Raw genomic sequence first — 21,200 nt, 5'->3', positions numbered from 1 at the left:
CAAGACGCTTCACCTGCCCGCCGCCATGCGCACCAGAATGAGTCCGGCATAACGGTGACCGCACCGATTTGACGCTCGCTAATGTCACACAACCGCCAACCATGAATTCATGCATTGAAACGCCGCCTGACAATTGCCTGCTTCAGGTACATGAAAATGAAACAGCCCTGGCCTCACCATGGTGACCAACCAGAGCATTGCTCCAGGTTCAGGCGAACCGGGCCCGCACTGCACCAAAATCACACACTGCTGTTGCGACAACAACACAACGCATTCGTTTTCTACTCAAAGGGAGCTGATTCGGGTAACGCTTTTGCGAGAAAGAACCGCCCCCAACCATGACACGTAAAATCCATCGATATTTTTACAAAATTGAAATATTCATAAAAATCATATGGATAAATCAAAAAAGCGATGTTGATTCTGATTTTTCACAAAATTTTTTCATTTTCGGAAATTTTGTGCACGCTTGTTGCTTTATGACCCATATGATCACGCCACCCCCGGCGGAAAACGAGGGTGACAGCATCAAGGGAAACAAGGCTCGCGACCTTGGGGGACGTGTTTGGCAGACTGCGTATTGATCCATTCGATCAAGCACAGATGCCACTACGGGCTAGCCTGGCGCCATGTCGTAAAGAATCTGAAAGGATAGAGCTGTACCTATAGCAACCAGCGTCAGCGTGATATAGATTCCGCCGACGAAAAATAGAAAGAGCCGCCCAGATAAAAAAACAGGTGGACGGCAAAAATCTTCTAAAATCCAAAGGAGCAATCACGATGAGAGTGATGAAGTGGAGCGCAATCGCACTGGCCGTTACGGCAGCCAGCACCCAACTGGCAACAGCGGCACCTTTCGTCAGCGATCAGGCTGATGCCAAGGGCTTTGTGGAAGGCAGCACGCTTGACCTGAAGTTGCGCAATTACTATTACAACCGTGACAAGAAAAACAACCCCGCTCCAGGCGGCCGCAGCGATAAAGACTGGACCCAAGGTATCTGGGCCAACTTCAGCACCGGTTACACTCAAGGCACCATCGGCGTCGGCGTTGAGGCATTTGGCTACGCTGGCCTCAAGCTTTGGGGTCCGGATAAGTACTCAGGTTCCGGCAACCTTGCGACCAGCGCTGACGGGGCTGATCGAGACAACAAAGACACATTTGGCAAGATAGGCGGCGCTGTCAAATTCCGCATCTCCAAAACCGAGCTGAAAGTCGGTGACATGCAACCTACCAGCCCGGTATTCGCTGTAGGTGGTTCGCGTCTTCTGCCTCAAACTGCGAGCGGTCTGAGCCTGCAGAGCAGCGAAATTGCAGGCCTCGATCTGGAAGCAGGTCACTTTTACTCCGGCACAGCTCAAGACACTACAAGCCATGACGGCACGATCTGGGCGACTTATGCAAATAACTTTGACGGTTTGCCTGCAAAAAGTGCTGATTTCCTTGGTGGCAAGTATGCGATCACCGACGGACTGGGCGTAGCGTTTTACGCATCCAAGCTTGAAGACATCTGGGATCAGTACTACGGTAATGTGAACTACGCCCTGCCTTTGGGGAACGATCAGTCGCTGGCGTTTGACGTCAATCTGTACCGTACACTTGACGAAGGCAGCGCCAAAGCGGGCTCGATCAACAACACCACCTACTCCGCATCGGCAGCCTATTCTTTCCTGGCAGCACATACAGTTACTGTCGCCTTCCAAAAAGTCGACGGTGACACTCCATTTGACTACATTGGTATCGGCAGCAGAAACCGCGGCGGCGACTCGATTTTCCTGGCTAACTCTGTTCAGTACTCTGACTTCAACGGCCCAGGCGAGAAATCGTGGCAAGTGCGTTACGACCTGAACATGACTCCTTACGGCGTTCCTGGTCTTAGCTTCATGACCCGTTACATTAACGGTGATAACATTGATGGCACCAAGGTGGACGCTTCCAGCGCCTATGTAGGTATGTATGGCGCGGATGGCAAGCATCACGAAACCAACCTTGAAGCTAAATATGTTGTACAGAATGGCCCGGCGAAAGACCTTTCCTTCCGTATGCGTCAAGCTTGGCACCGTGGCAACGATGCTCAGTCAGATGGCGACGTCAACGAGTTCCGCCTGATTGTCGACTACCCGATCTCGATCCTGTAATCGCAGCTCAGCACTCGTTAATAGAAGAAGCCCGGCTCATGCCGGGCTTTTTCATTCAGCTCTGAAAGAGCTCCCCTACCCTCTGCAAGCCTGCCCTGCCCTGTACGCGACCGGAACACCGCCGTACAATGCCAGGTCATATCCAGTCTCAGCAACCGACAACGGCCAACCATGCGCACCAGTCAATTTTTGCTCGCCACACAGAAAGAAACCCCTTCCGATGCGGTCGTGGTCAGCCATCAGCTGATGCTGCGCGCTGGCATGATCCGCAAGCTGGCATCCGGTCTTTACACCTGGCTGCCCATGGGCCTGCGCGTGCTGCGCAAGGTCGAAGCCATTGTTCGTGAAGAAATGGACGCCGCTGGCGCACTCGAAATTCTGATGCCCGGCATTCAGCCTGCAGAACTCTGGCAGGAATCCGGTCGCTGGGAACAATACGGCCCGGAGCTGATGCGTCTGGTCGACCGCCACAATCGCGAGTTCTGCCTGGGCCCGACCCACGAGGAAGTCATCACCGATCTGGCACGCAATGAGCTCAACAGCTATAAACAGCTGCCGATCAACATGTACCAGATCCAGACCAAATTCCGTGACGAAATCCGTCCACGCTTCGGCCTGATGCGCGGGCGCGAGTTCGTCATGAAAGACGCCTACTCGTTCCACGCTGACCACGCCTCGCTGCAGGTCACCTACGACCGCATGCACCTGGCATACAGCAACATCTTCACCCGCCTGGGCCTCAAATTCCGCCCGGTCGAAGCTGACAACGGCTCGATTGGCGGTGCAGGCTCGCACGAGTTCCATGTGCTGGCCGAATCCGGCGAAGACGATATCGTGTTCAGCGATGGCTCCGATTACGCAGCCAACATCGAAAAAGCCGAAGCAGTACCTCGTGAGAAAGCTCGTCCGGCCGCTACTGAAGAATTGCGTCTGATCGATACTCCAAACGCCAAGACCATCGCCCAACTGGTCGAAGGTTTTGATTTGCCGATCGAGAAAACCGTCAAGACGCTGGTGGTGCATGCTGCCGAAGAAGGCAAGCTGATTGCCCTGATCATCCGTGGCGATCACGAGCTCAACGAAATCAAGGCAAGCCAGCTTGAACAGGTTGCCAGCCCGTTGGTGATGGCATCCGAAGCCGAACTGCGTGATGCCATCGGTGCAGGCGCAGGCTCGCTGGGTCCGTTGAATCTGCCGCTGCCGTGCATCATCGACCGCTCGGTCGAGCTGATGAGCGACTTCAGCGTCGGCGCCAATATCGATGACAAGCACTATTTCGGCGTCAACTGGGAACGCGACCTGCCGGTTCCGACCGTCGCAGACCTACGTAATGTTGTTGCGGGCGACCCAAGCCCGGACGGCAAGGGCACGCTGGAAATCAAGCGTGGCATCGAAGTGGGCCACATCTTCCAGCTGGGCACCAAGTACAGCGAAGCGATGAAGTGCCAGGTGCTGGGGGAAAACGGCAAGCCGGTCAATCTGGCGATGGGTTGCTACGGCATCGGCGTTTCCCGCGTGGTTGCCGCCGCAATCGAACAGAACAGCGACGAAAACGGCATTATCTGGAACGACACTCTGGCGCCTTTCCAGATCGCCTTGATCCCTCTGCGCTACGAAACAGACGCGGTTCGTGAAGCGACAGACAAACTGTACGCCGAGCTGACTGCCGCCGGCTTTGAGGTATTGCTCGATGACCGCGACAAGAAAACCAGCCCCGGCATCAAGTTCGCTGACATGGAACTGATCGGTATTCCGCATCGCATCGTAGTCAGCGACCGTGGCCTGGCCGAAGGCAATCTGGAATACAAGAGCCGTACCGAGTCGCAACCGCAAGCCATTGCAGTCGCGGATGTGCTGTCGTTCATCCAGGGCAAAGTGAACCGCTGAGTCAAAAGGCGCACCTGTTTTCTCAACAGGTGCGCCGCTCGTCACTCGCCCAATCCGCATCAGAGATCCCATGCTCAAACGAAGCACCTTAAGCCTCGGCAGCGCCGTCCTTTGCGGCTCGTTTCTCGTCGGCGGCTGTGCCAATCAGCTATCACAACGCAGTGAGCACGAGGAGCGCGTCGAACGCAAACTGCTCGAACACACACTGCAAGTCGATATCGGTGAGCCCAAAACGCTGGAGTTACCGCAACGCCGCGTGCGGATTCACGAGCACAAATCGTTCGAAGTCACCGATTTTGAAGTCACCCGCCACTATGACCGCTATACGCCTTATCAGCCCTGGCGGGAGATCTACGAGATCCCGCTCGGCGCGGTCGCTGTTGTAGCAGGCGTCGGGGCGAATGTGGTCAACGTGTTTGCACTGGGCAATTTGCCGGAAAGCATGACCCGGGACTGGATTCACTACGGTGTGGCAGGTCTGAACCCGTTCATGAACGCCCCCTCTCACGGGCGCGCCCAGCAGAATCTGGCGAGCATTGACGAAGTCCAGAAAGACAAACGGATCGAGAACTCTACGCTGCCGTGGAATGAACGCCCGGTGATGGTCAAGGCCGGTAACGAAACTCATGAAATGAGCACCGACCGCAACGGCATTCTGCGCCTGAACCTGCTGGACAGTCCTTTTGCCGAACAGGACCTGAGCCGTATCACGCGCATTTATATCAATGTCGAAGACGACCAGGACAGCGCTCACGCCAACGCCAGCTTGCCAATCAGCCACTCTCTGCGCGGCAAGCTGCTGGAAGCCCACGCACTGATATACGACGATCTGGAAGATGACGAAGTCAGCCAATGGGTACATCGTGTCAAACGTCTTTCTGACCTGGGACTGGAAGAAGAAGCCAGCGAGCTTGAACAAAGCCTGATTGAGCTGACACGCAACGATCCGCAGTTGCAGGGTGAATTTCTCAAATCACTCGCCAGAGATGCTGGCCGTCTGGTCGCCGTTCCCGCCCAGAGCCAGTAATGTGAAAGGCTGCGGTATGTAACCGCAGCCGACCATTTCATTATTGCGAGAACAACTCCAATTGTTCATGAGCTGCGCGCAGGTCGTGCAGACGCACACCTATACCCAGAAGCCGAACAGGCTTGGCACCCCGGGCAAACGCCTGCGCCAGCAACTGCTCGTAACTGCCCAAATCCCTTCCGGCTCCGGACTGCTCCAGAGTCGTCTGGGTGAAGTCGTGAAACTTCACTTTGACGAAGGGCTTGCCGGGCCGGTACTGCCCTTCCATTCTCGCCATCCGGTTACCGAGGGTTTCCAGCAGCGCGGGCAGCTTTTCCAGGCAGGCAGCCAGATCAGGCAGATCCGTGTCGTAGGTATTTTCTACGCTGACTGACTGACGTCGACTGTCATTTTGCACGGGACGGTCATCTATTCCGTGCGCCAGACTCCAGAGACGCTCACCGAAGCTGCCAAACTCACGGACCAGCGCAAGCTTGCTGCGGCCTCGCAGGTCGGCACAGTCGACAATGCCCAGCCGCCCCAGCTTGTCTGCAGTGACTTTCCCGACGCCGTGGAGTTTGGTAACGGGCAAAGAGGCGACGAAATCCTCGACCTGATCCGGAGTAATGACGAACAAACCGTTGGGCTTTTTCCAGTCGCTGGCGATCTTGGCCAGAAATTTGTTCGGCGCGACGCCAGCCGAAACGGTGATATGCAGCTGATTCGAGACCCGGCGCCGGATGTCCTGGGCGATGCGCGTGGCGCTGCCGGAAAAGTGCCCGGCATCCGATACGTCGAGGAACGCCTCATCCAGCGACAAGGGCTCTATAAGGTCGGTGTAATCCCGGAATATCGTATGGATTTCCCGTGACGCCTCCTTATAGGCCTCCATGCGCGGCTTGACGATGGTCAAGTCCGGGCAGAGCTTGAGTGCATGCCGGGATGACATGGCTGAACGCACCCCATACGCGCGCGCCTCATAATTACAGGTCGCAATCACCCCGCGCCGCTCTGCAGAGCCCCCCACCGCCAGCGGCTTGCCAGCAAGTTCGGGCTCGTCACGCATTTCAATGGCTGCATAAAAGCAGTCACAGTCGATATGGATGATTTTGCGCTGCGTCATGACCTGATGGGATTTTGCAATCAATGGCTGAGCAGTATCTCATTCGTACCGGCAAGTAACATCCAGTGATGCGAAAGGTCGCCGTGAAAAGCAGTGAAAAGTCCCTGACGCGTGGTCTAAAAAACTGCGGAGCCCCGCCATACAGGCGTCAGAGCCGAAAAAACTCATAAGCGACGGCGCTAACCAATTGAAGAAAAAGCACTTTTTTAAAACTAACCATTGACATCTCGCCATCTCTCTGTAGAATGCCGCCACACAGACGCGGGATGGAGCAGTCTGGTAGCTCGTCGGGCTCATAACCCGAAGGTCGTCGGTTCAAATCCGGCTCCCGCAACCAAACATCAAAAAAGGCTACTCGAAAGAGGGGCCTTTTTTGTGCCTGCGTTAAAAGTACCTTCTCATGCCCTGCCACTGACACCCCTTCATTGCAGCCTGATCAGCGCTTTCACATTGAGGCGCAAAAAAGGCAGCATCATTGGCAAAGGTGCACAATCTGCTACTCATTTGCCTGCTTTCAAGATTAAGGGTTGACACTTCAGCGTTCGGCTGTAGAATGCCGCCACACAGACGCGGGATGGAGCAGTCTGGTAGCTCGTCGGGCTCATAACCCGAAGGTCGTCGGTTCAAATCCGGCTCCCGCAACCAAACATCAAGAAAGGCTACTCGAAAGAGTGGCCTTTTTTGTTTCCGGTGAAAAAACATTTCAGGCGACCGCTAACTGCCTGATAAAAAAGACTATTTTCCAAGCCCTTTGAAACCCTATCATCACATCTGTAACGTAATGCTTTCATTGACGACAGTTTTTGCATGCGCTGCCGATAGGTGTTACTAAGCTGAATCACGACTGAACCTCGGCTGAACAGCATCGCCTGGCCGGATTCGCTATTCGCTCGTTAGACGTTGACGCGCTAACATCCTGAAATATTTTCTGCGTAGGGATTGGTAACTTGGCTGCATACCTCCATCCTGTCGCGCACGATCCAAGGAGTGATTGATGCGCGACAACATGTCCGATTCCAATGAAACCGTTGATGCAGAACAACCCGGCAGCCCGCCACGCCAGAACTGGCGTGAACTGCTAAGCAAATACCGGCAGCCTATCGGGCTGGCGGTGATGCTGCTGTTGTTCAGCCTGGCCCTTATTGCCTGCCGCCACATGCTGGTCGAAATGGACTGGTATGCGCTGCACGACTCACTGTTCGCAGTGCCCCTGCCCGCTCTGGGCGGCGCGCTGCTCGCAGCAATAGTCGGTTATGTCATTTTGATGGGCTATGAACTGTCCGCCAGTCGCTATGCCAACGTCGATCTGCCCATCAAGACGCTGCTTCTCGGCGGCTTCACCTCGTTTGCCATCGGCAATGCGGTCGGCCTGTCGATGCTGTCCGGCGGATCGGTACGCTATCGCCTGTACTCACGCCATGGCGTGGGGGCAATCGAAATCGCCCGCATGACCGTATTCGCCAGCCTTTCGCTAGGCTGTGCGTTGCCGCCACTGGCGGCACTGGCCACGCTGAGCAACCTGTCAGGCGCGTCACTGGCACTCAAGCTTCCCGTCGACGTGCTGGCTGTAGTCGCCACAGCAGTGTTGATTGGCAGCCTGCTGCTGGCGGTGTTCGTCTACCGTCGCCGCCTGCCGGAACAGGACATTCCGCACAATATTCTGGTTCGCCTCGGTCGTCGTACCTTGCGCCTTCCAGACTTGAAGCTGACGCTGATCCAGCTGGTGATTACCGCGCTGGACGTCGCTGCTGCGGCGATGGTGTTGTACCTGCTGCTGCCGCACGCGCCGCCTCTCGGTGCGTTCATCCTTATTTACCTGCTTGCTCTTGCTGCAGGCGTGCTCAGCCATGTTCCTGGCGGCGTCGGCGTGTTCGAGGCCATTCTGCTCGCAGCCTTTGCCAACGAACTGGGTGCCGCCCCGCTAGCCGCCGCGCTGCTACTTTACCGCTTGATCTACGTGATCCTGCCGCTGCTGCTGGCCTGCCTTACCCTGCTGTTTACCGAAGCCCAGCGCCTGCTACCGACCAAGCAAGCCATGCGCGTTGCCTCGGGGCTGGCGGCACCGATTCTGGCCCTACTGGTTTTCTTGTCGGGGGTGGTGCTGCTCTTCTCTGGTGCCACCCCTGAAATCGATACCCGACTGGAAAACGTCGGCTTCATGATCCCGCATCGGCTGATCGACGCGTCGCACTTCGGAGCAAGTCTTGTGGGCGTGCTGTGCCTGCTGCTTGCCCAGGGCCTGCGTCGTCGGCTGTCTGCGGCCTGGATGCTGACCTCTATTTTGCTGCTGGTCGGTGCAGTGCTGTCGATACTCAAGGGCTTCGACTGGGAAGAGGCCAGCATGCTGCTGCTGACCGCCTGCCTGCTGCTCACGTTCCGCCGTTCGTTCTACCGCCCAAGCCGCCTGCTGGAGCTGCCGTTCTCGCCGGTCTACCTGATTGCCAGCATTTGTGTGGTCGGTGCCTCAATCTGGCTGCTGCTGTTCGCCTATCAGGACGTGCCTTACAGCCATCAGTTGTGGTGGCAGTTCACCCTTGATGCAGACGCCCCACGCGGCCTGCGCTCGGCCCTTGGTAGCGCAGTGCTGCTGGTGGTGGTTTCGCTGACCTGGTTGCTGCGTACTGCCAGACCGGTCATCAAACTGCCCGACACGGCAGATCTGGACAAGGCAGCCGAGATCCTCAAAGCATCCAAACAGCCGGATGGCGGTCTGGTGCTGACCGGCGATAAGGCGATCCTGTTCCACCCGGCTGGCAATGCGTTCCTGATGTACTCGCATCGCGGCCGCAGTCTGGTAGCACTTTACGACCCGATTGGCCCGACCCAGCAGCGTGCCGAGCTGATCTGGCAGTTCCGCGACCTGTGCGACGTGCACCATGCTCGCCCGGTGTTCTACCAGGTGCGCGCGGAAAACCTGCCGTTCTACATGGACATCGGCCTCACCGCCATCAAGCTGGGCGAGGAAGCGCGCGTTGATCTGCGACGCTTCGATATCGACGCCAAAGGCAAGGAAATGAAAGACCTGCGTTACACCTGGAACCGAGGTGGCCGCGATGGGCTTTCGCTGGAAATCTACGAGCCGGGCCAAGCGCCTATCGATGAGCTGAAAGTGATTTCCGATGCCTGGCTAACCGGCAAGAATGTCCGCGAAAAAGGCTTCTCGCTGGGCCGCTTCAGCACTGAGTACCTCAAGTATTTCCGTATTGCCATCGTGCACTTCCAGGGCAAACCGGTCGCGTTTTCCAACCTGCTGGAAACCACCAGCCCGGAACTGGCCAGTCTGGACCTGATGCGCTCTCACCCGGACGCCCCCAAGCTGACCATGGAATTCATGATGGTCGGCCTGATTCTGCATTATAAAGCCCAGGGTTATGCGCGATTCAGCCTGGGAATGGTGCCTTTGTCGGGGCTGCAGCCAAGACGTGGCGCGCCGATCACTCAGCGCCTGGGTTCGATGATCTTTCGTCGTGGCGAGCAACTGTACAACTTCCAGGGGCTGCGTCGCTTCAAGGACAAGTTCCAGCCCGACTGGGAACCTCGTTATATGGCCGTGCCTGCCGGACTTGATCCGCTCGTGGCACTGGCTGACACCGCCGCCCTGATTGCGGGCGGCCTGACTGGATTGGTGAAACGCTGATGATTCGACGCTCCTGGCGCCTTTTGCTTGCAGCTCTGGTAATTGTTCTTTTAGTCGTAGCACTGGGAATATGGATCTGGAACCGCCCTGCCCCGCCCGCATCGCTGGAACACTTGAACCTTGACGGCGGCGCGCCACTGACCAGCGTGACACCGGCCACCAGCATCAAAACCCGCATTGCGCTGGCCGTCACCGCTGAAGAAATGCTCACCGACAAGCAGTTGCTGGCGATCAGCAAGGACGCTTCGGCACGCATCATTCAGGTGGTATTGCCCAAGGACGACTGCGTCCTGCAACAGAAAACCTTTCAGGAAGCCCTGGCGAAGCTTGACGGCCCCGCGAAGGTTGTCGGTGGCATAGGCCCTGGCGCAACTCTGGCGTGGCGCTGGCTGGCCGAGCAGACCGACGACAAGGCGCAGGCCATTTCCGTCGGGTTTGCGCTGGAGCATGTTTCGAATCCGCCGCCTGTTCTGGAGGAAGACGAGAAACCGCCGCAGATCTGCGACGTGCCGCTGCCGCAAAAAGCTCCGCACGGACACTGGCTGGCCGCCTGGAACGACGCCCCGGATGATCCGAGTGCAGCGTTCGTGCGTGACCAGACCAATGCCGACACCAGCATCAGCGACTACGACATTCCGCTGCCTCAGGTGCTCAACACCGAGCTGCGCCACCTGTTACTCGGTGAAAACGACAGTGGCGGCCTGGGCATCCCGGTCGTCGAAGTCCCGGCCAGCCAGCCTTCCGATACCGTGACACTGTTCATGTCCGGTGACGGCGGATGGCGCGACCTGGACAAGGTCGTGGCAGGCGACATGGCCAAGATGGGCTATCCGGTGGTGGGCATCGACGTGTTGCGTTACTACTGGGAGCACAAGACACCGGAGCAGACCGCTGTCGACCTTACCGACCTGATGAACCACTACCGTCAGAAATGGGGCACCAAGCGCTTCATCCTGGCTGGCTACTCGTTCGGCGCGGACGTGATGCCCGCGATCTACAATCGCCTGGCTGCGGATGATCAGAATCGGGTCGACGCGATCATTCTGCTGGCCTTCGCCCGTACTGGCAGCTTCGAGATTCACGTCGACGGCTGGCTCGGCAACGCAGGCAAGGAAGCCACCACCGGACAGGAGATGGCCAAGCTGCCAGCCGCCAAGGTGTTCTGTGTTTATGGTGTCGAAGAGAAGAAAGACAGCGGTTGCACCGACACTACCGCAGTCGGCGAGGCCGTTCAGTTGCCTGGAGGTCACCACTTCGATGAAGACTATCCGGCACTGGCCAAGCGCCTGATCGACGCCATCAACAAGCGTCAGGGCAAGGCTACCGCTCAGTAAGCGCCGCCAGATAGAAGTCTGAACGGCATAAAAAATCCCGGCACCGTGAGGTCGCCGGGATTTTTTTATCCACGCTGCCAGCCTTGCCGGCGAACGCTTACATCTCTACTTGCGTACCCAGCTCGATCACCCGATTGAACGGCAGCTTGAAGAAGCGCAGGTTGCCGTTGGCATTCTTGAGCATGAACGCGAACAGCGCCTCACGCCAGCGCGCCATGCCATCCATCTTCGACGGGATCACCGTTTCGCGGCTGAGGAAGTAAGTGGTGCGCATCGGACTGAAATCCAGCTCCGGCAGATCACACAACGCCAGCGCAGCAGGCACATCGGGCTCATCAATGAAACCGAAGTGCAGGATCACCCGGTAAAAGCCTTCGCCATAGGACTCCACTTCAACGCGCTGAGCGGCAGGCACACGCGGTGAGTCCTCGTACACCACAGTCAGCAACACCACTTGCTCGTGCAGTACCTGGTTGTGCAGCATGTTATGCAGTAGCGCATGAGGTACGGCATCCGAACGTGCGGTCAGGAACACCGCCGTGCCCTGCACGCGATGCGGCGGCTGAACGCTAATACTGCCGATGAAGATCGGCAACGGCAGCCCGCCCTCGTCAATCCGCTCCGCCAATAGTTGCTTACCGCGCTTCCAGGTGGTCATGAGGATGAACAGCACCGCACCTGCCAGCACCGGGAAGGCACCGCCCTGGAAGATCTTCGGTACGTTGGCCGCAAAGAACAGGCCATCCACCAGCAGCAGGCAGATCAGCAACGGAACAGCCAGCAATGGCGGCCATTTCCAGAGCATCAGCATCACCGTCGACACCAGAATGGTGGTGCAGAGCATGGTCCCGGTCACTGCCACGCCGTACGCAGATGCGAGCGCGCCAGACGATTCGAAGCCGATCACCAGCAGAATGACACCCGCCATCAGCGCCCAGTTGACGGCACCGATATAGATCTGGCCTTGCGCGTCGCTGGAGGTGTGCTGGATATGCATGCGCGGAATGTAGCCCAGCTGGATCGCCTGCAGCGTCATCGAGAACGCGCCGGAGATTACCGCCTGCGAGGCAATGATGGTCGCCATCGTCGACAGGCCGATCAGTGGCAGCAACGCCCAGCCCGGTGCCAGCAAATAGAAAGGGTTGCGAACCGTTTCAGGGTTTCCCAGCACCAGCGCACCCTGGCCAAAATAGTTGAGCAGCAGTGCTGGCAGCACAAGGATGAACCAGGCACGCGAAATCGGCTTGCGACCGAAGTGCCCCATGTCGGCATACAGTGCCTCGGCACCGGTCAGGGCCAGCACCACAGCACCAAGAATGGCAACGCCAATACCCGGATGGATGATGAAGAAATTCACACCCCAGGCCGGATTGACCGCTTTGAGCACTTCCGGCGACTGCATGATGCCGTAAACGCCCAGCGCGCCGAGCACCAGAAACCAGGTCACCATCACCGGGCCGAACAGCACGCCGATGCGTGCCGTGCCGTGGCGCTGAATCAGAAACAGCCCCACCAGCACAATCAGCGCCATGGGCACGATCCAGTGATCGAGGCCATCGAAGGCCAGTTCCAGCCCTTCCATCGCCGACAATACCGAGACTGCCGGGGTAATCATGCTGTCACCGTAGAACAGCGCAGCACCGAACAACCCGAACACCACCATCATCATTTGCAGTTTGGGGTGTTTGGCCGATGCTCGACGCGCCAGCGCCATCAACGCCATGATGCCGCCCTCGCCCTGGTTGTCAGCACGCAGAACAAACGCCATGTACTTGAACGAAACAACCCAGATCAGCGACCAGAAGATCAGTGACAACACCCCGAGTATCGCGTCATGCGTGACTTCCACGCCGTAACCGCCCTGAAACACTTCCTTGAGGGTGTACAGCGGGCTTGTTCCGATATCGCCATAAACCACCCCCACTGCCGCGATCAGCAACCCGATAGGCTTGGCAGTGCCTGCGGCCTCCCCATGACTGTTTGTTTGACTCATCCACTACTCCCGGAAACCAGACATGAGGTTCAACACTGAGAACATCACAACGCGTAACAATTCAGATTCAGCCAGACATTGACATGCCTCGGCGCGATGGCGCGAAGCATAACGCAGCACTCGTTGTAATTCTTGGTGAAACGCAGACGGCGAGAATGATCAGGTCAGCGCGCCCCGTCTTTCAGGCAGTTTACGGGGAGATATTTCTCATTGAACGACGCAAATACCGGCCGGTCATTACTTAAGCCTGCCGCCTGAAAGGTCATCAAGAACCGCATCGACGCCCGGGCACCCTGATTCCTCTGACCGAGATGCCCTGATGACTACAAAAAATCTGACTGTTCAGCCATTACGCTTCCAGCCCTCATTTGAAGTCGTCCCCGACGATGAAGCGCAAACCAGCAAAGAGCTGGTGGAAGCCATGCATTCCATTCTTGAAACCACTCTGCAAGACACCGGGCACGCCATTCGCAGTGTGCATGCCAAGGCACACGGGTTACTTCGCGGGCAGATTCAGGTCTATGACGACCTGCCCGAGCCGCTGGCTCAAGGCGCGTTTGCGAAACCTGGAAATTTCCCGCTGTTCATGCGGTTCTCGACCAACCCGGGGGATATTCTTGACGACAAGGTCTCAACGCCCAGGGGGCTGGCGATCAAACTTGTGGGTATCGAAGGCACGCGCTTGCCCGGCAGCGCCGACGCATCGACCCAGGATTTCGTCATGCAGAACGCCAAGGCCTTTACTGCCAGGGACCCCAAGGCTTTTTTGAAAACCTTGAAGTTATTGGCCAAAACAACTGACAAAGCGCCGGGCATGAAGAAGGCACTGTCTGCAGTCCTTCGCGGTATCGAGTCCGCTATCGAGTCTGCCGGGGGCGAGAGTGGCACACTGAGAAGTCTCGGCGGGCACCCGATGACTCATATTCTCGGCGAGACGTTCTACACCGTCGTACCTTTTCTGTACGGGCCCTACTACGCCAAGCTGAGCGTAGTCCCCATTTCCGCAGAGTTGATGGCGCTGACCGACAAGGCTGTGGACCTGAAAGACAAGCCGGATGGCCTGCGTGAGGCAGTCAAAGCGTTTTTCCTCGAAAACGATGCCAGCTGGGAGGTTCGTATCCAGCTGGCCACGGACCTGGAGAAGATGCCGGTAGAGGATGCTTCGGCGATCTGGCCGGAAGACCTCAGCCCCTACGTGGCAGTCGCTCGAATCGATGTCCCCCGCCAATCCTCGTGGTCAGAGCAAAGCATTCAGGAAATCGATGAAGGCATGTCATTCAGCCCATGGCATGGTCTTGAGGCGCACCGTCCGCTGGGCGGAGTGATGCGAGTGCGCAAACCTGCCTACGAACACTCGGCGGGCTTTCGCAGTCAGCACAATGGGTGCCCGATGCACGAGCCACGGGGTTAACAGGTCAATCGGCCCGCGGTTAGATCCTTATGGCGATGGCTTCCGTTTCATCAGTGCGCCTCTGATGAAACGGAACAGCCTTCAGGCAAATACGACTTCAACTCGCGGCCGAGAGCGTAGCCAGATACGTCCTGCATATCCTGAAGGTCTCAACCAATGCGCCTCCCTCCCGAACCTGACAACTGCGCAGACAAAGTATGCAGGCTCGCGCAACAGCCAAGCGCTCTTTGAGCATAAATCCTCCCCTCGCCTGACATACGTCGCAATTCTCATCCAAACGCTGGTCATCGCGCCCGCTCACCGCTAGAATTGCGCACTTTTTGATCAGAGGCGCAGCAAGCGCCCAGTCAGCGCCTGCGCTTCGCGTTCGGGTGCCCTTCACGCCGAGGTTTGCCATGTCCACCGTCACCACGCCGTCCGCCCCAAAGGTCGGATTCGTTTCACTGGGTTGCCCGAAGGCACTCGTTGATTCCGAACGCATCCTGACCCAGCTGCGCATGGAAGGTTACGAAGTCGTTGCGACCTACGAGGATGCCGACGTGGTCGTGGTCAATACCTGCGGCTTCATCGACACCGCCAAGGCCGAGTCGCTGGAAGTGATCGGCGAAGCAATCAAGGAAAACGGCAAGGTCATCGTGACCGGCTGCATGGGCGTTGACGCAAATGTCATTCGCGATGTGCACCCCAGCGTGCTGTCGGTGACCGGCCCGCAGCAGTACGAACAAGTGGTCAACGCAGTGCACGATGTCGTGCCGCCCCGCAAGGATCACAATCCGCTGATCGACCTGGTGCCACCGCAAGGCGTCAAGCTGACCCCGCGCCACTACGCGTATCTGAAAATTTCCGAAGGCTGCAACCATAGCTGCAGCTTCTGCATCATCCCGTCGATGCGCGGCAAGCTGGTCAGCCGTCCGGTTGGCGATGTACTGGATGAGGCCAAGCGTCTGGTCAAATCCGGCGTGAAGGAGCTGCTGGTTATTTCCCAGGACACCAGCGCCTATGGCGTTGACGTCAAATACCGCACCGGGTTCTGGGACGGCCAGCCGGTCAAGACCCGCATGACCGAGCTGTGTCAGGCGCTGGGTTCGATGGGCGTCTGGGTTCGCCTGCATTACGTTTACCCGTACCCGCACGTCGACGAACTGATTCCGCTGATGGCGGCCGGCAAGATCCTGCCGTACCTGGACATCCCGTTCCAGCACGCCAGCCCGAAAATCCTCAAGCTGATGAAGCGGCCAGCCTTTGAAGACAAGACACTGGCACGCATCAAGAACTGGCGCGAGCAGTGTCCTGATCTGATTATCCGCTCGACATTCATCGTCGGCTTTCCCGGTGAGACCGAAGAAGACTTCCAGTACCTGCTGGACTGGCTGACCGAAGCCCAACTGGACCGCGTCGGCTGCTTCCAGTATTCGCCGGTTGAAGGTGCTCCTGCCAATCTGCTGGATGCGGCCATCGTGCCGGATGACGTCAAGCAGGACCGCTGGGATCGCTTCATGGCTCATCAACAGGCAATCAGCGCTGCGCGCCTGCAAATGAAGATCGGCAAGGAAATCGAAGTACTGATCGACGAAGTCGATGATCGTGGCGCCGTAGGCCGCTGCTTCTTCGATGCTCCGGAAATCGACGGCAACGTGTTCATCGGTCTGGAAGAGGGCAGCACCGTTCAGCCCGGCGACAAGATCATGTGCCGCGTTACCGATGCTGACGAATACGACCTGTGGGCCGAGATGCTGTAAGCACAGCCCCTAGCCATAATCGAAAGCCCTGCCCTTGAACCGGCAGGGCTTTTTCGTCTCTGGCCGTTGTCTATGCAAGACTGGCCGAAAGGAGAACGCGAGATGCGGTTATATACCCCGGACACCAACGATTACCCGGAGATGAGCGAGGTGTGGGAACGCTCGGTGCGCGCCACCCATGACTTTCTACCGGACGCCTACATCATCAGGCTCAAGGGGTTGCTGACACAGTATCTGGACAGCGTGACGCTGTTCTGCACCCGGGATGAGCAGCTCAACATCACGGGCTTCGCGGGCGTGAACAAAAACCGACTGGATATTCTGTTCATCGACCCGAACCATCGCGGGAAAAAGCTGGGCACGCAGCTGCTGACCCACGCAATCGAGCACTTCGACATCCGTGAACTGGACGTCAACGAGCAGAACACTCAGGCACTGGGGTTTTACCTCCGGCATGGTTTCGACGTTGTCAGCCGTTCTGAAGTAGACGGCTTGGGTCAGCCTTATCCGATGCTCAGAATGCGCCTGACCCGTCGTAACTGACATCGATTACAGCGCAAATGCAATGTTGCCGCGATTAACCAGCGTGAGGCGGTTACAATGGCGCCTTTCCCATCAGTAAACGGCTTTTCTTCATGACAGACCCCATTCGCCTTTCCAAATGCCTTATCGAGCTGGTCGGTTGCTCCCGCCGGGAGGCCGAACTGTTTATCGAGGGTGGCTGGGTTACTGTGGACGGCGTGGTCATCGAAGAGCCGCACTTCAAGGTCAGCACCCAGAAAATCGAGCTCAGCCCGGATGCCAAGGCCGACTCCCCTGAACCGGTCACGATAATCCTGCACAAACCTGCCTCGGCAAGCGCCGAAGAGGCTTTGCAGATGATCACGCCGGGCACGCTCTCGGTTGAGCACAGCTACAGCAAGCGTCCGCTCAAGGGCCACTTCATGCGCCTTGAGGCGATTTCAAGCCTGCAAGCCAATGCCAGCGGCTTGATGGTGTTCAGCCAGGACTGGAAAATCCTGCGCAAGCTCACCGATGACCGCAGCAAGATCGAGCAGGAATACGTGGTGGAAATCTCGGGCGAAATGGTTGCTCATGGCCTGAACCGGCTGAATCACTGCCTGACCTACAAAGGCAAGGAACTGCCCGCCGTAAAGGCCAGCTGGCAGAACGAGAACCGCCTGCGCTTTGCAATGAAAAACCCGCAGCCCGGCATCATTGCCCTGTTGTGTGAAGCCGTTGGCCTGAAGATCGTCGCCATTCGTCGCATCCGCATCGGCGGCGTGTCCATGGGCAAACTGCCCGAAGGCCAGTGGCGCTACATGACGACCAAGGAAAAGTTTTAACTCCCTCGGCACCCGACCTTATTACCGCGCGCATGACCATCGTCATGCGCCGCCATACGACTTATCAGGAAACACGCCTCATGATGAACAACGACGTACTGCGTAGCGTGCGCTACATGCTCGATATCAGCGACAGCAAGGTTGTCGAAATCATCGGTCTGACCGGTTTTGAAGTGTCCAAAAGCGATGTCATCGCTTTCATGAAGAAAGAGGAAGAAGAGGGCTATCTGGATTGCAGCGATGAAATCATGGCGCATTTTCTCGATGGCCTGGTCTACTTCAAACGTGGCAAGGACGAAAGCCGTCCGCCGCAGCCGATTGATCTGCCGATTACCAACAACATTGTTCTGAAGAAACTGCGCGTGGCCTTCGAACTGAAAGAAGACGACATGCATGCCATCCTGAAATCCGCAGAATTTCCGGTTTCCAAGCCAGAGCTGAGCGCACTGTTCCGCAAGGTCGGACACACCAACTACCGCGCCTGTGGCGATCAACTGCTACGCAATTTCCTCAAGGGTCTGACCCTGCGCGTGCGTGGCTGAACCGGTCGGCACCATGAGTTACAACGTCTCCCCTGTCGGCTTCGTACGCTCCTGCTTCAAGGAGAAATTCGCCATCCCCCGCCAGCCACAGCTGGCCCCGGCAGCACGTGGAGTGCTGGAGCTGGTGGCGCCTTTCGATCAGGGTGAGGCTGTTCAAGGGCTGGAACAGGTCAGTCATGTCTGGCTGCTGTTTCTGTTCCATATGGCGCTGGAAGACAAGCCGCGCCTGAAGGTTCGCCCTCCGCGTCTGGGCGGCAACCAGTCGATGGGGGTATTTGCCACGCGCGCGACGCATCGCCCCAATGGCATCGGCCAGTCGGTGGTCAGACTGGACAAAGTCGAAGCCGGTCGCCTGTGGCTGTCCGGCATCGACTTGCTGGATGGCACACCAGTGCTGGACATCAAGCCATACGTACCCTACGCCGATGCAATCGCCGAGGCGACCAACCACATCGCCAGCGCTGCGCCGGCCCTGATACCGGTGCAGTGGCAGGACGCCGCCCTGCGGCAGGCTCGCGAACACGCACTACGCCTGAGTGAGCCGCTGGTCGAGCTGATCGAGCAATGCCTGGCGCAGGACCCGCGCCCGGCCTATCAGCTACCGACGCCGGAACGCCGCTACGGCGCTCAATTCTGGGATCTGGACGTACGCTGGCACTACCCGCAGGCCGGTGTGATTTGCGTGCTTGAAGTCCTGCTGGCCTGAAGGGATGCCAGCGACAAATCCCGAGCAATAAAAACCCGCCTGATCCCTTCAGGGACGAGGCGGGTTTTGTAAGGCCAACTTACTTCTCGACGAATGCACGCTCGATCAGATAGTCGCCGGGCTCACGCATGCGTGGCGAAACGGTCAGACCAAAGCTGTTGAGCACTTCGCTGGTCTCGTCGAGCATGCTCGGGCTACCGCACAACATGGCGCGGTCGTCCTGTGGGTTGATCGGTGGCAAGCCGATATCGCTGAACAGTTTGCCACTGCGCATCAGGTCGGTCAGGCGGCCTTCGTTCTCGAACGGCTCGCGGGTGACAGTCGGGTAGTAGATCAGCTTGTCACGCAGCGCTTCACCGAAAAACTCGTTCTGCGGCAGATGCTCGGTGATGAATTCACGATAGGCGACTTCGTTCACGTAACGCACGCCGTGGCACAGGATGACTTTCTCGAAACGCTCGTAGGTTTCAGGGTCCTGAATCACGCTCATGAACGGCGCCAGGCCAGTACCCGTGCTCAACAGGTAAAGATGTTTGCCCGGCTTGAGGTCGTCCAGCACCAGCGTACCCGTAGGCTTTTTGCTGATGATGATTTCATCGCCTTCCTTGAGGTGCTGCAACTGCGAGGTCAGCGGACCGTCCGGCACCTTAATGCTGAAAAATTCCAGATGCTCTTCCCAGTTCGGGCTGGCAATCGAGTAGGCGCGCATGAGCGGACGACCGTTTGGCTGCTGCAGACCGATCATGACGAACTGACCGTTCTCGAAACGCAAACCAGGGTCGCGGGTGCACTTGAAACTGAAGAGGGTGTCGTTCCAATGGTGGACGCTGAGGACACGCTCGTGGTTCATGTTGCTCATGTACGTGAAGACTCCTGAAAAAATAGTGCGCGCAGAAGCACTGCGCTGTTGCGCGACATTCTAGTGGCAGACACAATATCTGTTAAATGAATTATCAAGATATAGGTTATCGGTTATATAGATATGCGATTTACTCTTCGTCAGCTCCAAGTGTTCGTTGCCGTCGCCCGACAGGAAAGCGTCTCCAAAGCAGCCGTGCTGCTTTCGCTTTCGCAGTCGGCTGCCAGCACCTCCATCACCGAGCTGGAGCGCCAATCGAGCTGCCAGCTGTTTGACCGCGCCGGCAAGCGGCTAAGCCTTAACGCCACGGGCAGGCAATTACTGCCGCAGGCCGTCGCTCTGCTGGATCAGGCAAAGGAAATCGAAGACCTGCTGAACGGTAAATCAGGCTTTGGCTCGCTGGCAGTCGGGGCCACACTGACGATTGGCAATTATCTGGCGACCCTGCTGATCGGCGGCTACATGCAGCGTCACCCGGAAAGCCAGGTCAAGCTGCACGTCCAGAACACCGCGCATATCGTGCAACAGGTTGCCCACTACGAGATTGATCTGGGCTTGATCGAAGGCGATTGCAGCCACCCGGACATCGAAGTGCAGTCCTGGGTCGAAGACGAACTTGTGGTGTTCTGTGCTCCACAGCATCCACTGGCAAAACGCGCCCATGTAACGCTGGAAGAACTGACCCATGAAGCCTGGATCCTGCGAGAACAAGGTTCAGGCACGCGTTTGACGTTCGATCAGGCCATGCGTCACCACCGCAACGGGCTGAATGTCCGACTGGAGCTGGAACACACCGAAGCCATCAAGCGGGCAGTGGAATCCGGACTGGGCATTGGCTGCATTTCCAGACTGGCGCTACGCGACTCGTTTCGTCGCGGCAACCTGGTGGAACTGGCCACGCCTGAGCTGGATCTGGCGCGTCAGTTCTATTTCATCTGGCACAAACAGAAATATCAGACGTCAGCCATGCGCGAATTCCTCGAACTGTGCCGCGCGTTCACCGCCGGAGTGAAGCGCAGCGACGAGATCGTGCTGCCAAGCCTGTATTGAACAAGCCCTAACCCAGCAGCACAATGCCCCACACCAGAGCGATCATGCTCAAGGCGATGAACTGGGCAGCGCTGCCCATGTCCTTGGCGTTCTTGGACAACGGGTGCAGGTCAAGAGAGATTCGGTCGATGGCAGCCTCTACAGCTGAGTTGAGCAATTCTACAATCAGGGCCAGCAGGCAAACGGCGACCAGCAAGGCATGCTCGGCCTTGCTGACGTGCAGGAAAAACGATAGCGGGACCAACACCACGTTAAGCAGTACCAGCTGGCGGAAAGCGGCTTCGCCTTTGAAAGCAGCTGACAGACCGTCCAGAGAATAGCCTGCGGCATTGAGGATACGTTTTAGACCGGTTTGGCCTTTGAAGGGCGACATAGAGAGGCTGCTGTGTAAAAAAGATGAGGAAAGCTAAGGCACTAAAGGTCAAAAAAGC

The 21,200-nt window shown here is 57.6% G+C and carries 16 protein-coding genes and 2 tRNA genes; 14 read left to right on the top strand and 4 right to left on the bottom strand.

The features are described 5' to 3' along the window. Positions 1-780: 780 nt before the first annotated feature. The 3 genes from LJU29_RS08260 to LJU29_RS08250 all read left to right on the top strand — a co-directional run bounded on the left by LJU29_RS08260 (position 781) and on the right by LJU29_RS08250 (position 5,050). The gene (locus LJU29_RS08260) at positions 781-2,136 is read left to right on the top strand and encodes an OprD family porin (protein WP_257112702.1); all 1,356 of its coding nucleotides are present in this window, start codon (positions 781-783) and stop codon (positions 2,134-2,136) included. Between the two features lie 171 nt (positions 2,137-2,307). Then, on the top strand, positions 2,308-4,023 hold the full coding sequence (locus tag LJU29_RS08255) for a proline--tRNA ligase (protein WP_002554668.1): 1,716 nt from the start codon (positions 2,308-2,310) through the stop codon (positions 4,021-4,023). A gap of 70 nt (positions 4,024-4,093) precedes the next feature. Further along, positions 4,094-5,050: a hypothetical protein gene (locus tag LJU29_RS08250; RefSeq protein WP_002554669.1), complete on the top strand. Its 957-nt coding sequence runs from the start codon at positions 4,094-4,096 to the stop codon at positions 5,048-5,050. A 40-nt stretch (positions 5,051-5,090) separates the two neighbouring features. Here LJU29_RS08250 and dinB read toward each other — a convergent pair whose 3' ends face one another. Then, positions 5,091-6,152: a DNA polymerase IV gene (gene dinB / locus LJU29_RS08245; RefSeq protein WP_002554670.1), complete on the bottom strand. Its 1,062-nt coding sequence runs from the start codon at positions 6,150-6,152 to the stop codon at positions 5,091-5,093. 260 nt (positions 6,153-6,412) lie between these two features. Between dinB and LJU29_RS08240 the strand changes: the two genes are divergently transcribed. The 4 genes from LJU29_RS08240 (at position 6,413) to LJU29_RS08225 (ending at position 11,123) form a co-directional block, all read left to right on the top strand. Then, a tRNA-Met gene (locus LJU29_RS08240) sits at positions 6,413-6,489 on the top strand. 231 nt (positions 6,490-6,720) lie between these two features. Continuing rightward, positions 6,721-6,797, top strand: a tRNA-Met gene (locus LJU29_RS08235). Positions 6,798-7,146: 349 nt separating this feature from the next. Further along, positions 7,147-9,789 (top strand): bifunctional lysylphosphatidylglycerol flippase/synthetase MprF, encoded by a 2,643-nt coding sequence (gene mprF / locus LJU29_RS08230; RefSeq protein WP_257112032.1) that lies wholly within the window; start codon positions 7,147-7,149, stop codon positions 9,787-9,789. Beyond that, positions 9,789-11,123 (top strand): virulence factor family protein, encoded by a 1,335-nt coding sequence (locus LJU29_RS08225; RefSeq protein WP_002554672.1) that lies wholly within the window; start codon positions 9,789-9,791, stop codon positions 11,121-11,123. The genes mprF and LJU29_RS08225 overlap by 1 nt, the downstream gene beginning before the upstream one ends. A 97-nt stretch (positions 11,124-11,220) precedes the next feature. Here LJU29_RS08225 and LJU29_RS08220 read toward each other — a convergent pair whose 3' ends face one another. Then, the gene (locus LJU29_RS08220; protein ID WP_257112031.1) at positions 11,221-13,116 is read right to left on the bottom strand and encodes a potassium transporter Kup; all 1,896 of its coding nucleotides are present in this window, start codon (positions 13,114-13,116) and stop codon (positions 11,221-11,223) included. A 319-nt stretch (positions 13,117-13,435) separates the two neighbouring features. On the opposite strand from LJU29_RS08220, the gene LJU29_RS08215 reads away from it, so the two are divergent. The 6 genes from LJU29_RS08215 (at position 13,436) to tsaA (ending at position 18,860) form a co-directional block, all read left to right on the top strand. Then, a complete protein-coding gene (locus LJU29_RS08215; RefSeq protein WP_004657919.1) occupies positions 13,436-14,527 on the top strand; it encodes a catalase family protein in 1,092 nt (363 codons plus the stop codon). A gap of 395 nt (positions 14,528-14,922) precedes the next feature. Then, complete coding sequence (rimO, locus tag LJU29_RS08210) at positions 14,923-16,266, top strand: 30S ribosomal protein S12 methylthiotransferase RimO (protein ID WP_002554675.1); 1,344 nt, start codon at positions 14,923-14,925, stop codon at positions 16,264-16,266. 102 nt (positions 16,267-16,368) lie between these two features. Continuing rightward, positions 16,369-16,809, top strand: coding sequence for a GNAT family N-acetyltransferase (locus LJU29_RS08205; RefSeq protein WP_002554676.1), 441 nt, complete (start codon positions 16,369-16,371; stop codon positions 16,807-16,809). A 92-nt stretch (positions 16,810-16,901) separates the two neighbouring features. Continuing rightward, the gene (locus tag LJU29_RS08200) at positions 16,902-17,612 is read left to right on the top strand and encodes an rRNA pseudouridine synthase (RefSeq protein WP_257112030.1); all 711 of its coding nucleotides are present in this window, start codon (positions 16,902-16,904) and stop codon (positions 17,610-17,612) included. Positions 17,613-17,692: 80 nt separating this feature from the next. Next, positions 17,693-18,154, top strand: coding sequence for a YehS family protein (locus LJU29_RS08195; RefSeq protein WP_002554678.1), 462 nt, complete (start codon positions 17,693-17,695; stop codon positions 18,152-18,154). A gap of 13 nt (positions 18,155-18,167) precedes the next feature. After that, positions 18,168-18,860 (top strand): tRNA (N6-threonylcarbamoyladenosine(37)-N6)-methyltransferase TrmO, encoded by a 693-nt coding sequence (tsaA, locus tag LJU29_RS08190; protein WP_057453422.1) that lies wholly within the window; start codon positions 18,168-18,170, stop codon positions 18,858-18,860. A 79-nt stretch (positions 18,861-18,939) separates the two neighbouring features. Here the strand turns inward: tsaA and fpr are convergent, their stop codons facing one another. Continuing rightward, positions 18,940-19,719, bottom strand: coding sequence for a ferredoxin-NADP reductase (gene fpr / locus LJU29_RS08185; RefSeq protein WP_002554680.1), 780 nt, complete (start codon positions 19,717-19,719; stop codon positions 18,940-18,942). Positions 19,720-19,842: 123 nt separating this feature from the next. Between fpr and LJU29_RS08180 the strand changes: the two genes are divergently transcribed. After that, positions 19,843-20,769 carry a LysR family transcriptional regulator gene (locus LJU29_RS08180; RefSeq protein ID WP_002554681.1) on the top strand — a complete coding sequence of 309 codons (927 nt, stop codon included), beginning with the start codon at positions 19,843-19,845 and terminating at the stop codon, positions 20,767-20,769. 7 nt (positions 20,770-20,776) lie between these two features. On the opposite strand, the gene LJU29_RS08175 is transcribed toward LJU29_RS08180, so the two are convergent. Further along, entirely contained in the window at positions 20,777-21,142 is a 366-nt protein-coding gene (locus tag LJU29_RS08175) for a diacylglycerol kinase (RefSeq protein ID WP_002554682.1), read from the bottom strand. Positions 21,143-21,200: the final 58 nt, after the last annotated feature.

Origin of the sequence: Pseudomonas ficuserectae (assembly GCF_024584585.1) — a bacterium.
In the GTDB taxonomy this organism is placed as follows: Bacteria; Pseudomonadota; Gammaproteobacteria; order Pseudomonadales; family Pseudomonadaceae; genus Aquipseudomonas; species Aquipseudomonas amygdali.
Note: the sequence above shows the minus strand (reverse complement) of the source record. Positions and strands in the feature narration are given on the sequence as shown.

Excerpts from the sequence above, each read along its gene's own strand:
- LJU29_RS08260 (WP_257112702.1), top strand. The coding sequence starts at position 781 with ATGAGAGTGATGAAGTGGAGCGCAATCGCACTGGCCGTTACGGCAGCC.
- LJU29_RS08255 (WP_002554668.1), top strand. The coding sequence starts at position 2,308 with ATGCGCACCAGTCAATTTTTGCTCGCCACACAGAAAGAAACCCCTTCC.
- LJU29_RS08250 (WP_002554669.1), top strand. The coding sequence starts at position 4,094 with ATGCTCAAACGAAGCACCTTAAGCCTCGGCAGCGCCGTCCTTTGCGGC.
- dinB (WP_002554670.1), bottom strand. The coding sequence starts at position 6,152 with ATGACGCAGCGCAAAATCATCCATATCGACTGTGACTGCTTTTATGCA.
- mprF (WP_257112032.1), top strand. The coding sequence starts at position 7,147 with ATGCGCGACAACATGTCCGATTCCAATGAAACCGTTGATGCAGAACAA.
- LJU29_RS08225 (WP_002554672.1), top strand. The coding sequence starts at position 9,789 with ATGATTCGACGCTCCTGGCGCCTTTTGCTTGCAGCTCTGGTAATTGTT.
- LJU29_RS08220 (WP_257112031.1), bottom strand. The coding sequence starts at position 13,116 with ATGAGTCAAACAAACAGTCATGGGGAGGCCGCAGGCACTGCCAAGCCT.
- LJU29_RS08215 (WP_004657919.1), top strand. The coding sequence starts at position 13,436 with ATGACTACAAAAAATCTGACTGTTCAGCCATTACGCTTCCAGCCCTCA.
- rimO (WP_002554675.1), top strand. The coding sequence starts at position 14,923 with ATGTCCACCGTCACCACGCCGTCCGCCCCAAAGGTCGGATTCGTTTCA.
- LJU29_RS08205 (WP_002554676.1), top strand. The coding sequence starts at position 16,369 with ATGCGGTTATATACCCCGGACACCAACGATTACCCGGAGATGAGCGAG.
- LJU29_RS08200 (WP_257112030.1), top strand. The coding sequence starts at position 16,902 with ATGACAGACCCCATTCGCCTTTCCAAATGCCTTATCGAGCTGGTCGGT.
- LJU29_RS08195 (WP_002554678.1), top strand. The coding sequence starts at position 17,693 with ATGATGAACAACGACGTACTGCGTAGCGTGCGCTACATGCTCGATATC.
- tsaA (WP_057453422.1), top strand. The coding sequence starts at position 18,168 with ATGAGTTACAACGTCTCCCCTGTCGGCTTCGTACGCTCCTGCTTCAAG.
- fpr (WP_002554680.1), bottom strand. The coding sequence starts at position 19,719 with ATGAGCAACATGAACCACGAGCGTGTCCTCAGCGTCCACCATTGGAAC.
- LJU29_RS08180 (WP_002554681.1), top strand. The coding sequence starts at position 19,843 with ATGCGATTTACTCTTCGTCAGCTCCAAGTGTTCGTTGCCGTCGCCCGA.
- LJU29_RS08175 (WP_002554682.1), bottom strand. The coding sequence starts at position 21,142 with ATGTCGCCCTTCAAAGGCCAAACCGGTCTAAAACGTATCCTCAATGCC.